General features: G+C 59.7%; 14 protein-coding genes. 5 read left to right on the forward strand and 9 right to left on the reverse strand.

What is annotated here, in order from left to right; genetic code table 11:
* The first annotated feature begins 214 nt into the window (after nt 1–214).
* Entirely contained in the window at nt 215–1,147 is a 933-nt protein-coding gene (locus G473_RS30005; RefSeq protein WP_084438369.1) for a YveK family protein, read from the forward strand.
* A complete protein-coding gene (locus tag G473_RS0119090; protein WP_161631014.1) occupies nt 1,140–2,432 on the forward strand; it encodes a hypothetical protein in 1,293 nt (430 codons plus the stop codon). Before G473_RS30005 ends, G473_RS0119090 begins: the two co-directional genes overlap by 8 nt.
* 27 nt (nt 2,433–2,459) lie before the next feature.
* Here the strand turns inward: G473_RS0119090 and G473_RS29560 are convergent, their stop codons facing one another.
* The 9 genes from G473_RS29560 to G473_RS0119135 all read right to left on the reverse strand — a co-directional run bounded on the left by G473_RS29560 (nt 2,460) and on the right by G473_RS0119135 (nt 9,987).
* Complete coding sequence (locus tag G473_RS29560; RefSeq protein WP_154667484.1) at nt 2,460–2,957, reverse strand: hypothetical protein; 498 nt, start codon at nt 2,955–2,957, stop codon at nt 2,460–2,462.
* A 65-nt stretch (nt 2,958–3,022) separates the two neighbouring features.
* Complete coding sequence (locus G473_RS27860; RefSeq protein ID WP_154667485.1) at nt 3,023–4,252, reverse strand: LysM peptidoglycan-binding domain-containing M23 family metallopeptidase; 1,230 nt, start codon at nt 4,250–4,252, stop codon at nt 3,023–3,025.
* The gene (locus G473_RS0119105) at nt 4,249–4,887 is read right to left on the reverse strand and encodes a protein-L-isoaspartate(D-aspartate) O-methyltransferase (RefSeq protein WP_029014420.1); all 639 of its coding nucleotides are present in this window, start codon (nt 4,885–4,887) and stop codon (nt 4,249–4,251) included. Before G473_RS0119105 ends, G473_RS27860 begins: the two co-directional genes overlap by 4 nt.
* A complete protein-coding gene (gene surE, locus G473_RS0119110) occupies nt 4,884–5,666 on the reverse strand; it encodes a 5'/3'-nucleotidase SurE (RefSeq protein WP_029014421.1) in 783 nt (260 codons plus the stop codon). The genes G473_RS0119105 and surE overlap by 4 nt, the downstream gene beginning before the upstream one ends.
* Nucleotides 5,666–6,934 carry a serine--tRNA ligase gene (gene serS, locus G473_RS0119115; protein WP_029014422.1) on the reverse strand — a complete coding sequence of 423 codons (1,269 nt, stop codon included), beginning with the start codon at nt 6,932–6,934 and terminating at the stop codon, nt 5,666–5,668. The genes surE and serS overlap by 1 nt, the downstream gene beginning before the upstream one ends.
* A gap of 123 nt (nt 6,935–7,057) precedes the next feature.
* Entirely contained in the window at nt 7,058–7,873 is an 816-nt protein-coding gene (tatC, locus tag G473_RS0119120; protein ID WP_029014423.1) for a twin-arginine translocase subunit TatC, read from the reverse strand.
* Entirely contained in the window at nt 7,870–8,418 is a 549-nt protein-coding gene (tatB, locus tag G473_RS29565; RefSeq protein ID WP_051330485.1) for a Sec-independent protein translocase protein TatB, read from the reverse strand. Before tatB ends, tatC begins: the two co-directional genes overlap by 4 nt.
* Before the next feature lie 44 nt (nt 8,419–8,462).
* Nucleotides 8,463–8,714, reverse strand: a complete 252-nt coding sequence (locus tag G473_RS27870) for a Sec-independent protein translocase subunit TatA/TatB (RefSeq protein WP_154667486.1) — start codon at nt 8,712–8,714, stop codon at nt 8,463–8,465.
* An 88-nt stretch (nt 8,715–8,802) separates the two neighbouring features.
* Nucleotides 8,803–9,987 carry an ABC transporter ATP-binding protein gene (locus tag G473_RS0119135; RefSeq protein WP_245580176.1) on the reverse strand — a complete coding sequence of 395 codons (1,185 nt, stop codon included), beginning with the start codon at nt 9,985–9,987 and terminating at the stop codon, nt 8,803–8,805.
* A gap of 239 nt (nt 9,988–10,226) precedes the next feature.
* On the opposite strand from G473_RS0119135, the gene sseA reads away from it, so the two are divergent.
* Genes sseA through metC form a run of 3 tightly spaced genes read left to right on the forward strand, consistent with a single transcriptional unit; the run spans nt 10,227 to nt 12,905 of the window.
* Nucleotides 10,227–11,099, forward strand: coding sequence for a 3-mercaptopyruvate sulfurtransferase (gene sseA, locus G473_RS0119140; RefSeq protein ID WP_029014425.1), 873 nt, complete (start codon nt 10,227–10,229; stop codon nt 11,097–11,099).
* Nucleotides 11,096–11,707 (forward strand): GNAT family N-acetyltransferase, encoded by a 612-nt coding sequence (locus G473_RS0119145; RefSeq protein WP_029014426.1) that lies wholly within the window; start codon nt 11,096–11,098, stop codon nt 11,705–11,707. Before sseA ends, G473_RS0119145 begins: the two co-directional genes overlap by 4 nt.
* Before the next feature lie 16 nt (nt 11,708–11,723).
* Entirely contained in the window at nt 11,724–12,905 is a 1,182-nt protein-coding gene (metC, locus tag G473_RS0119150) for a cystathionine beta-lyase (RefSeq protein WP_029014427.1), read from the forward strand.

Below are 12,905 nucleotides of genomic sequence, written 5' to 3' on the forward strand. Positions count from 1 at the left end.
ACCCGATATGCCTTGAGATGGAACCCTGTGACTCCGAAGAACCGTGCAATTGCCTGCAAGACACGATTACCGACTCATACAATGATTCTAACGGAGTAGATTGCAAATCGACTCTATAACAGATTATACAGGCGTCGGTAAAATCAAGCCAGGCGTTTACGGTGAGTTATCAGTTTGACTTATTTTACCTGTCTGCAATGCCTAGGAATAGCAAATGACCGCTTCACAGCCTTATTCTGATTCCCGTCCGGCGGATGATGGTGCTTTGTCGCTCCAGGACCTGTGGTCAGTTGTAAGCAAGCACAAGATAAGGATTGCCATTCTTGCGTTCCTTGGAGTTGTTATCGGTTTAATATTTTATGTTAACTCGACACCGCTTTATCGCGTCAAGATGACGGTTACAGCCACGGAAGACACCACGTCGGAAGCCGGCGCTGGTAGCGGGGTTCTTGGTCGCTTGACAGGCATGCAATCCAGTAGCCAGCGTAACTTCGAACGATTTAAAGTTATGCTCACGACTGCTGCTGTCGCACAGGAATTAGCTGATAAACACGCCGCTTTTACGATATTCTTCCCTCAATTGTGGGATGAAAAGCAAAAGAAGTGGAACCCACCATCTGGCCTCCGTGCATCAATCAGCGGCTTTATTAAAGGCATGATTGGCGCAAAAAAATGGACCCCACCCACCTCGGACGATTTGCGTCAAGAAATATCAAAACGGCTAACCATTATAGAGATCAACGACAATACAGTAGACTTGGCATTTGAATTTGATGACCCTGAAATAGCGGCAAAATTACTTCTGGCTATGCATCATGCCGCCGATACTATACTAAGAAATGAAGTCAAACAAACTGCTACTGCTCGCATTAAATATCTTGAAAATACATTGCCTGATGTCAGCGATGTAAATAATCGATTGACGTTGATTAATCTTATGTCCACTCAGCAAGTGATGCTGATGCTTAGCCAAGCGACCCCTCCATTTTCAGCCACTATTCTGGATAATCCAGTCATTCCTTCAAGCCCAGCAAAGCCCCGGCTCATGTTGGCGATCTTGGGTGGACTGATTCTGGGTGTTGCTGTTGGTATAATCTGGGCCTTCCTACTCTCTCCTTTCGGACGCCGTGTCGGTAATCATGACTGAAATAGGATTATATCGCGGACGCGCCGCAGGATACACGTCATGGCGCATGGGGGCGCTCATGACCTGCCTTGGCGTGCCTCTTTTATTTTTACCAAAGATCAATCTTCTCGGTGTTTCCGGCGAAACGGCTGGCGTTCGTATTGATGACTTTTTATTGGCAATTACATTAGGTTTGTTAGCCTGCTCCTACATGGCCTTGCGCAGGGCTATTTTTTCATATGCTGAAGCAGCCCTCCTATTATTTCTGTTTCTTGCCTTACTCAGCAATATAATTTACGGCGGAAATCCACTTTATCCGCTTCGGCTGGTCGAATATTTTGCATTTTTCTACATAGGAATTCATGCAGCTCGCTGGGTAAGCCTTAAGAAGGTCCTTCTTGCTTTTTTATACCTGAACGCAGGATTGATTATTCTCCAATATATGGGATTTGTGGGAGCTTTCGCCCTTGGGACTTACTCTATGGGAACGCCCATAGGAATTGGTTCAGGGAATTGGGAGATCGGCCTTTTATTAAATATCGTCTTCATTTCTCTTGCGTTTGGAAAACTTTGCAAGCCCTCTGTTGCCTGCATTTACGGCCTTGTCATTCTAGGCCTTCATCTCGTTGTTGGCTCACGTACGCCCGCTGCAACATTACTGATTTTCTACGGTATTTTTATTTTAGGATTTTTTAAGAAAAACCCACTGGTAATCGTCATAATTGGATTCTTAATAGGTATTATTACGACAGTTATTTACGATTCATTGATGGACATGGTCTCTGAATCTTATTTATTCAGCCGAATGGGCGACATATCGCTGGCCAGCTTAACTACGGTTATTGAGAAAATGTGGGCGACAATTCCGCCTGCCTCTAGTTTCTCAAAGTACAAATATGCCGAAGAAATATTTAATGCTATCGAAGGAAGCGATCTTAGCCTAATTTTTCGGCTGGAGAAAGTCATTGGAGCCATCAAATATTTTTATGATAGTGGCCCCATGACATGGCTTATCGGCACCGGTCCGGGTCGATACGGAACAGCAATGGATAGCGGGAATGTCAGACTTTTCGTAGAGAATGGCGCTTTAGGGTTTATCGCATTTTTTCTTATATTAATATTTTCTCTGCGAAAATTTTCGGCCAGATGGCACCTTATTTCTGTTTTTATAGTGAGTATGTTCACCTTGGACACTTATCTTGCTTATAAAATTATGAGCATGTTATTTTTCATTGCTGGTATCAGCACAGGATATAATGTGCTCTATGTTATCCGTGAAAAGGAGCACCCTGTGCCAGCAGCCTGATAGCTGCTGGCGGCGCCTTTCTCGAGTTCACCATGTCAGGAATAATCCTGCATCACCTGGTATTCCTTCCGGGAAATCGACGATATACGCCGTGATGCCGTAGCCTAGCCGGACCAGATTTTCCTCCCAGTAGGCATAAATCTGCCGCGGCGGGCCGACCAGGGTCTGATACCAGCCATCCTCGAAATTATTGATGGCCCGGCCGCGATCCGTGCAGAGGTCGCTGGGGAAACGTTCGAGCAGAAGCTGGTACTCTCCGCTCTCCGCTACCTCCCGTATCCGGGCCAGACGATGACGGATATCAGATTCGCTTAATTGCTGGTGCCGCAGTTTGTCCAACAGGGCCAGTCGCGCCGCTTCATCCACATGATGATGGCGCGCTTCACGGGCGACTGCGCGCGCGTGTTCCGTGCGATGGCGCATCTCCAGGCTGGCGGGAAAGTGAAAATCAGCGCTGTGATCAGCGGTTACTAAAGACATCGGCACTTTCCAAACGGTGAAGGGTAAAATCCGTGTGGCCGACATAAAACGCCGGTCACGGCACGTCACTGATCTGGATCACGCCGCGGTCTTGCACTGCCGCGTGCGGGTTATTTTTCCAACTGCTGCAATGGATTGACCACCTGCTCCCCCTTCCGGACAGCAAAATGAAGCTGAGGCGCCCGGACATTGCCGGTCTGGCCGACCGTACCGACCGTCTGGCCGCGCGCGATCTGCTGCCCCTGTTGCACTTTGATCTCATCCAGATGAGCGTAAACGGTCACCCATCCATCATCATGCCGGATAAGGACAAGATTGCCAAAAGATTTCAGTTGGTTACCCGCATAGGCAACGGTACCGTTACCTGCCGCTGTTACAGCCGTACCACGGGCGGCCTCTATATTGATGCCATCATTGCGCAGTCCGCCCGGCTTATCACCGAATCCGGAAAGTATCTTGCCACGCACCGGCCAGACGAAGCGGGCACCATCGCGCGGTGCAGCGGCGGCTGGCGGTGTTGAAGGCGCCGGGGGGATAGAAGTGGCGACCTGTTGCTGGACAGGGGGCGCTGACTGCGGGGCCGGGGCCACTGGCGCTGGTGCGAGGGGCGCGGGGCTGACGGGAGTCGAAGCTGTCGGTGCCGTGGTAACAGAGGGCGCCGGGGATAGTGGGGCTGGCCGATGAGCAGGCGGATTGCTGCCTGATGACGGCGGAGCCAGCGCTTCCGCCACAATCCCCTGACGGGCCGGCGCACTGGGCGCCACAGCAACAGGGGCGGGCGTGGCCGGCCCTGGACGTGGCGGCTCCAGGGGGGCTGCTTCCACCGACGGACGGGGCGAGGCTGCCGGCGGCGGGTCCATCGGCCGATAGGAGGGGGCGGTGGCGGGTGCTGGTGCCGGACGGGAAGCTGTTGCCACCTGCGTATTGGCGGGGCCCCGGCTGTCCCCTGGCAGGCGCAACTCCTGCCCAACCCGGATTACATAAGGGGCCGGGATCTGGTTCAGCCGGACCAGTTCCGCCATATCGATATTATAGCGTCGCGCCACGCCATAAACGGTATCGCCTGCCTGGACTGTATAGGTCCGGGGTTTGGGCAGGCTCAGGCGCTGGCCGGGCTGTAGCACATAAGGCGGGGCGAGATTGTTCTGCGCGATCAGGTCACGCTCAGGCACACCATATTGCTGCGCCAGCGTCTGAACCGTATCGCCGCGTGAAACAAAGATGCTGTTGGCGGGCGCGGCACGGCGGACCGGCAGGTCGCTGCCCGTGGAACACCCCGCCAGAAAGACCAGGGAGACCGCCACGGCCATCCCCAGCGGGGCAAGAGCAGGGCTTTTCACGGGACGATATCCGGCAACAGGGGGACGAACCTGACAGGCCACAGTTCTTCTCGCTCCAATCCATCCACGGTCCGGCGGATGCGCACCACCTTCAGTTCCCGGTGACCCGGCCCCAGCGGCATGATCATGATACCGCCCACAGCCAATTGGTCCACCAGATCGGGCGGGGGTTGCCCCACGCCACCGGCCGTAACCATGATTCGTTCGAAAGGTGCCGCCTCCGGCCAGCCCCGCAGGCCATCGGCAACCCGAACACTGATATTATGTTGACGCAAAGTGGCGAACTTCTGTTCGGCCTCCCGCGCCAGGGCGCGGTGGCGCTCCACCGTATAGACGCGGCGACCCAGCTTGGCCAGCACCATGGCCTGATAACCGCTGCCGGTGCCGATTTCCAGAACCTTGTCTTTCGGCCCCACTTCCAGTGCCTGGGTCATCAACCCTACCACCTGGGGCTGGCTGATGGTCTGGCCATGGCCGATGGGCAGGGCCGTGTCCTCATAGGCCTGATCCCGGAAAGGGGCCGGAACGAAAGCATCGCGCGGCACTGTTTCCATCGCCCGCAACACTTCCACATCCGTCACCCCCTGGCGGCGCAGCAACATCAGCAGTCTGATCTTGCTGGCCGCCCGCGTCACGCGAAGGCCCCCTTCAAAGCCTCCAGGCACCCGTAATGGGTGAGGTCCAGATAGATCGGCGTCACCGCGATGCCGCCATGGGCGACAATATGGACATCGGTATCCGCCGGCACTTCCGTCTCTCCCCGTGCCAGGCCAATCCAGAAATAGCGCCGGCCGCGCGGGTCGATCCGCTCATCCAGCTCATCCCCGATCTTGCGGTTGCCATGACGCACGACATGGATGCCGGTGATATCATCGGGCGGCACGGCCGGATAATTCACATTCATCAACACATGGCGGGGCCATTCCACCGCCATGATGCGGCGGACGACATCGGCGCCATAGCGTTCTGCCACCGACCAGTCGGGCGCCTTGTCGGGAACGGTCCGCTGGCTCATGGCGATGGCGCGCACGCCCAGAAGCGTGGCTTCCATCGCGCACGCAATCGTGCCGGAATAGGTGACATCCTCACCCAGATTGCTGCCATGGTTGATGCCGGACAGCACCAGCGTCGGCTTCTTGTCCTGCATCAGATGGTTGATGGCCAGCAGCACGCAATCGGTGGGCGTGCCGTCCACCGTATAGCGCTTCGGCCCCACTTCCCGCAGGCGCAGGGGCCTGTGCATGGTCAGGCTGTGGCTGGCGCCGGACTGTTCTGTCTCCGGCGCCACCACCCACACATCATCGGTCAGGGAGCGGGCGATCGTCTCCAGCACGCCCAATCCTGCGGCATGAATGCCGTCATCATTGCTGACCAGGATACGGGCATTGGTAAAATCGAAACCGGGCGTCATCATCAGGCGGTGATCCGCTCCAGCCCGCCCATATAGGGGCGCAAGGCCTCGGGAACCAGGATGGAGCCGTCGGGCTGCTGGTAATTTTCCAGCACCGCGATCAGGCAGCGGCCAACAGCCAGCCCCGACCCGTTGAGTGTGTGGAGGAACTGGGTGTTCTTCTCCCCCTTGGCGCGGAAGCGGGCCTTCATGCGCCGGGCCTGGAAATCCCCGCAGTTGGAGCAGCTTGAGATTTCACGATACATGCCCTGGCCAGGCAGCCAGACCTCGATATCGTAAGTCTTCTGGGCAGAGAAACCCATATCGCCGGTGCAGAGCTTGACGGTGCGGAACGGCAGGCCCAGACGCTTCAGCACAGTTTCGGCGGCGTCCGTCATCCGTTCATGCTCGGCTTGCGACTGGTCGGGCCGGGTGATGGAGACCATTTCCACCTTGTAGAACTGGTGCTGGCGGATCATGCCGCGCGTGTCGCGCCCCGCCGACCCGGCTTCAGACCGGAAACAGGGCGTGCGGGCGGTGAAGCGCAGCGGCAATTCATCGGAATCCAGGATCGCATCATTGACCAGATTGGTCAGCGGCACCTCTGCCGTGGGGATCAGCCAGAAGCCATTGGTGGTCTGGAACAGGTCTTCGGTGAATTTCGGCAACTGGGCCGTACCGAAGGCGGCATCATCCTTCACCAAGAGCGGCGGGGACACTTCCTCAAAGCCGAACTCATTGGTCTGGATATCCAGCATGAAATCGCCGAGCGCGCGTTCCAGCCGGGCCAGCTTGCCGCGCAGCACCGTGAAGCGCGCACCGGACAGCTTGGCCGCGGCATCGAAGCTCATCAGCCCCAGCGCTTCGCCCAGCTCAAAATGCTGCTTGGCGCCCGCGATTTCTACGGGCGTGCCGACGCGGCGGATTTCCACATTGTCATGCTCATCCTTGCCTTCCGGCACATCGTCCGCCGGCAGGTTGGGCAGGCTGGCCAGAATGCCATCCAGTTCGACGCCCAATTCCTTTTCCTGCTGTTCCAGGGCGGGCATCTTCTCCTTCAGGGCCGCCACTTCATCCAGAAGCGGTTGGGCATCCTTGCCTTCCTTCTTATAGGCGCCGATCAGCTTGGAAGCCTCGTTGCGACGGGCCTGCAGCTCCTGGAACTCGGTCTGCAGCGCACGGCGACGCTGATCCAGGGCCAGAATGTCGCCGGATTGCGCAGACAGGCCGCGTCGGGCCAGACCGGCGTCGAAGGCTGCGGGATTGTCGCGGATGGAGCGGAGATCGTGCATGGAAGCCAGGTTCAAGCGATTGAAATCGGAACCAGACTTATAGGCGTCGGGCGATACGGCGTCCAGCCCAGGGCAGCCTTGTTTTAAAAGTTGCGCGGGCCGGGCAGACCCGCGCAAACCTTTTTAGCTGTTCAGTTCTTTGTCCAAAGCCGCTTCCCGGGCCGCGCGCTGCTTTTCAATCCGCTTGGCCATGAAGATCGAAACCTCGTATAGCAGCAGCAGCGGGATGGCGAGGCCTACCTGGCTGATCACATCAGGCGGTGTCAGGATGGCGGCCGCCACGAAAACGCCGACAATGGCATAGCGCCGCTTGGACGCTAGCCCCGCTGCCGATACCAGCCCGGCACGGGCCAGCAGCGTCAGCAGTACGGGCAACTGGAACGCCAGACCAAAGGCGAAGATCAGCGCCATGATCAGGGACAGATAATCCGCCACACGGGTTTCCGCCTGGACCGCCAGGGTGGTGGCCGTCGCCTCCGTCTCAAACGAGAAGAAGAATTTCAGCGCCAGCGGCATGATGAAGTAATAAACCAGCGCCGCGCCCAGCAGGAACAGCACCGGTGTCGCCACCAGAAACGGCAGGAACGCCTTGCGTTCATGCTTATAAAGGCCAGGGGCAACGAACTTATAAATCTGGCTGGCGATGATGGGGAACGCGATCATCGCGCCCGCCCAGAAGGCCACCTTCACCTGGGTCAGGAAGAATTCCTGCGGGGCGGTGAAGATCATGCGCCGTTCATGGGCCTTGGCCCCCAATCCCTGCACCAGCGGGTGCATCAGGAACTGGTAGATATGATCGGCGACGGCAAAGCAGAGCAGAAAGGCCAGGATCAGGGCCCCGAGGCTCCACATCAACCGGTTGCGCAGCTCGATCAAATGGTCGAGCAGCGGCATCTTGCCGGCATCCAGATCATCCGGCGGCGAAACAGGATCGGTCACGGCCGGTCACCTTGGGGCTTGGAAACAGGGGCATCAACGGTATCAGCCGGCTTTGTTGCCGGCGATGGCGCTTCGGTTGCCGGGGTTACGGCAATGGCTGGCGTATAGGAGGGGACGGCAGCAGCGGCCAGATCCGACTCCTCCTCCGGATCCGGTATGACCACCGGGGCGGCAGGTGCCGCCACCGCGGTGGAGCCGTCGGCTTTTGCCGGTTCTGTCTGGCCCGCTGGCTTCGGGTCGCCAGCCTTGCTGGTGAAATCCTCCACCTGCAGGGCGTCACGCACCTCCCCCTTGGGGTCGATGCTCTTTTCCAGTTCCTGCTGAAGGTTGAAGGAACGGGCCTGTTCCACCTGCCGGCGCAGGTCTTCCAGTTCCGTCTGCCTCACCATATCGTCCACATTATTCTGGAACTCACGGGCAAGGCTGCGGGCCTTGGCGACCCATTTGCCGACCGTGTGCAATGCACGCGGCAGGTCCTTGGGCCCGATGACGACCAGCGCCACAACGGCGATGATGAGGAGTTCGGACCATGCGATGTCGAACATGACGGATCAGGCGTCCATACGGGGTGGGAACGGGCGGGCCCGGCTCAGGCGCGCGGCCCGTCGCCATCCTTGGTTACCGGGCTGGACGGGGGCGTGGCAACCATCTTGTCACCGGTAACGGCAGATGGGGATGGATTGGGGGCGGTTTCCGCCGCCGTCTTGTCCTTCATCCCGTCTTTGAAGTTACGGATACCCTTGCCGAAATCCCCCATCACCTTGGGCAGCTTACCCGCACCGAAGATAATGGCAACGATCACCAGGATCAGCAGGATTTCCGGGATACTCAACGGACCCATGAACAACCCCATTCCAATGCCCGACCAGGGGCGCGCGGATCATGGCAGAAAGCCCCCGGCGCCGCAACGCGGCGACCCGCCGCGTTCGTCAGGCGGCATCATCCATGGGAAAGATGAACGCCTGATGATGTTCCAGCGTCACGATCACATGGCTGCCATCGGGCGGCAGGAAGTGACCCGGCACCCTGGCATGCAGATGGTGCGGCTGCCCTTTGGTGTCCAGCACCCGCAAATGCACAAGGCTGGCCCGGCCCAACAGGCGCGATGCCTCCACCTGGGCCAGATCGGATACCTGCCCCCCACCCTGCCCTGCCATTTCCAGGCGCAAGCCTTCCGGCCGGATCAATATCTCCACCCGTGCGCCCTCGGCATGGCCGGGGGCAGCGATCGGCCCCAATGGCGTGGAAACCCGCCCCCCTTTCACCTGCCCTTCCAGCCGGTTCACCTCGCCAAAGAAGCTGGCGGCAAAGCTGTTCGCCGGTTTGGTGTAAAGGGTTGCAGGCGATCCCACCTGGACCAGAACGCCATCCCGCATCAACACGATGCGGTCAGCCAGGAACATGGCCTCTTCCGGGTCATGGGTCACGATCATGGTCGCGGCCCCGCTGCGCTTCAGCACATGCAGCGTTTCATCCCGCACCGTCTCCCGCAGGCGGGTATCCAGGCCGGAGAAGGGCTCATCCAGCAACAGAACAGACGGTTTCGGCGCCATGGCGCGGGCCAGGGCCACCCGCTGTTGCTGACCGCCGGAAAGCGCGTCGGGATAGGCATTGGCGTAGGTTTCCATGCCCACCTGCCGCAGGGCCGCCAGCGCCCGCTCCTTCTGTTCAGCAGCCGGTAACCGGTTCAGCCCGAAGCGAACATTGTCCATAACGCGCAGGTGCGGGAACAGGGCGTAGTCCTGGAACACCAGGCCGATGCCGCGCCGTTCTGGCGGCAATGAACTGCCGGGCCGGGCAATGACCTGTCCGTTAATCGCAACTTCGCCTTCCTGCAAAGTTTCCAGCCCGGCGGACAGGCGCAGCAGCGTGGATTTGCCGCAGCCGGACGGGCCGACCAGGCAGACGATCTCCCCCTGCCCGATGGACAGGCTGACATGGTTCAGCGCCCGCTTGGTACGATAGTGATGGGTAACATTTTTCAGGGTCAGGGCCGGCAGGGCATGGGCATCTACGGGCGTTGCCATCGCCGCATCCAGGGGCGGTGCAAACCGGGTGGTGACGGCCGAATCCTGCTGTATGCGGCGCGATCCTTCGGTAACCGTCGTGTCCATGCAACGACACTTTCCCTGCTGCAAGCCCGCATCGGGCCCATGGTCCATACTGGATAGGTAGGGCGACAATAGAATCTTTGCAAATCGTTATTAACACGCATCTGTCATATCCGTTGGGGGACAAGCAGGGCTGCCTTTCCGAAAAACGGCAGCAGCTTGGATTCCCGCTGGCCGGAAAATAACGCTAAGCTGCGGCCCCGACGGGGAGAATCCCTGACCCGACAGGATGGAGCGATGCCATGGCCGATACGCCATCGACAGACCCGCTGGTTTCCCCCCTCTGGCTGCGCACGGTCTTGGCCCGGCCGGATATCCGTATCGTCGATGCCACCTGGCATCTGCCGACCGCCGGCCGCGATGCCCGTGCCGAGCATCAGGTGAAGCGCATTCCCGGCGCCGTTTTCTTCGATATCGACGCCATCGCGGATAAGGAAAGCGACCTGCCCCATATGCTGCCCAGCCCGCAAGGTTTCGCAGCTTCCATGTCGGCGCTGGGGATCGGGTCGGCAGATACCGTTATCGTTTATGACAGCACCGGCCTGTCCAGCGCGGCGCGGGCGTGGTGGATGTTCCGCATCTTCGGCCATGATGCTGTTTACGTTCTTGATGGGGGCTTGCCCGGCTGGCAGGCCGCAGGCGGGGAGCTTGAAACCACACCGGCATCAGCAGACCCGGTGCCGGCTGCTTTCCGCGCCACATTCCGCCCGGAAATGGTCCGCACTGTCACAGATATGCAGGCCAATCTGGAAACTGGGGCCGAACAGGTGCTGGATGCCCGCACGGCTGGCCGGTTTGAGGCAACGGCGCCGGAACCCCGCGCCGGTCTGCGTGGAGGCCATATACCCGGCGCCCGCAGCCTTCCCTTTACCGAGCTTCTGGAAGCCGAAAGCCGCTGCATGCTGGAAGGGGAGGCTTTGCGTGCCCGCTTCACCGCCGCCGGGATTGATCTGTCCCGCCCGGTCACGACAAGCTGCGGCAGCGGCATCACCGCCGCTGTGCTGGCCCTGGGGCTGCACCGCCTGGGGGTGAGTGATGTAGCGGTTTACGATGGCTCGTGGACTGAATGGGGCGGCCGGCATGATCTGCCGGTGGCGACGGGACCCGCACAATGACGTTCGATCCCGATAGCCCCACGCCCCCCGGCCGGATGCGCACCACGGTCACCTATCTGGAGATGACAGCGCGGCCAGTCCGCCGGCAGCGGCCCCTGCCGCTGGAACGGCTGGCCCTGATGCGGGCGGAGAACTGCACCGTCTCCTTCTACCGCTATCTTTATGACAATGTGGGGCAGGATTGGCTCTGGTGGTTCCGCCGGGCGATGCCGGATGCGGAATTGAGCGCCATCCTCTCCGACCCGCTGGTTGATATCTATGTCGCCTATGTGGCGGGGGTTCCCGCCGGATATGTCGAACTGGATCGCCGCCAGGCCGGACATTGCGAACTGTCTTATATGGGCCTGCTGCCGGAATTTATCGGTCGTGGCCTTGGCGGCTGGCTGCTGGACTGGGCCGTAGAAGCCGCCTGGAACGGGCCAGGGGTGGAGAAAATCGGCGTCAATACCTGTACGCTTGACCATCCGCGGGCCCTGATGACCTATCAGAAAGCCGGTTTCCAGCCCGTACGGCAGCAGGAAAAGGAAGAGGATGACCCCCGCGTCACCGGCCTGATTCCCCGTCATGCCGCCCCGCATGTTCCCCTGATTGAACCGACCGCCGATTAAAGAAAAGAAGAGAGCCATGAGCAGCGACAGCACCGACCGTCCCGATACCAGGCTGATCCATGTCGGGCGGGCGCCGGAAAAATATGCCGGTGCGGTCAATATCCCTCCCTTCCGCGCCTCCACCATCCTGTTCCCGACGCTGGAAGCGCTGGAAACCTATGATCCCGCGCTGCGGTCGGTTCGCTATGGCCGCACGGGTAACCCGTCCAGCCACGCGTTTGAAGCAGCGATGACAGAGCTTGAAGGCGGGCATGGGGCTGTTTCCTACGCGTCGGGCCTTCAGGCCATTACCAGTGCCCTTCTGGCTTTCCTGAAGGCGGGCGACCACCTGTTGATGGTGGACACGACCTATGGTCCGACGCGGACCTTCTGCGATGGCATCCTGGCCCGCGCCGGTGTGGTGACGGAATATTTCGATCCCGCCATCGGCGCGGAGATCACCAGCCTGATCCGGCCGGAAACTGCGCTGATCTTCCTGGAATCACCGGGATCGCAGACCTTCGAGCTGCAGGATGTGCCGGCCATTGCTACCGCTGCGCGGCAGGCCGGCATCGTGACCATGATCGACAATACCTGGGCGGCAGGTGTGCTGTTCAAGCCACTGGCCCATGGGGTGGATATCTCCATCCAGTCGGCAACCAAATATGTCGGCGGTCATGCCGATGCCAGCCTGGGCGTGGCCGTGGCCGCCACGCAGGCCCATTGGCTGCGCCTGAAAAAGACCGCCATTGAACTGGGCGCCACGGCCAGCGCCGATGAATTGTTCCTGGGCCTGCGGGGCCTGCGCACCCTGACCACCCGCCTGCCCCGACACCAGGAAACCGGGCTGGCCCTGGCGCGCTGGCTGCAGCAACAGCCGGAGGTGACGCGCCTGCGCCACCCCGCCCTGCCCGGCAGCCCCGGTCATGAATTGTGGCAACGCGATTTTAGCGGTGCCTGCGGTCTGTTTGCCTTCGAGATGCGGAAGGTTCCCCCAGCGGCATTGGCCGCGATGGTCAATGGCATGCGGCTTTTCGGCATGGGTTATAGCTGGGGTGGCTTTGAAAGCCTGATTCTGCCCTGTGACCCCACCCGTATTCGCACCGCCACACCCTGGCAGGGCGATCAACTGATCCGCATCCATGCGGGACTGGAAGATCCGGCTGACCTGCTGGCCGACCTGGATGCTGCTTTCACCCGCTTGCGCAAGGCCTTGTGA

The organism is Niveispirillum irakense DSM 11586, assembly GCF_000429645.1.
GTDB classification, from domain to species: domain Bacteria; phylum Pseudomonadota; class Alphaproteobacteria; order Azospirillales; family Azospirillaceae; genus Niveispirillum; species Niveispirillum irakense.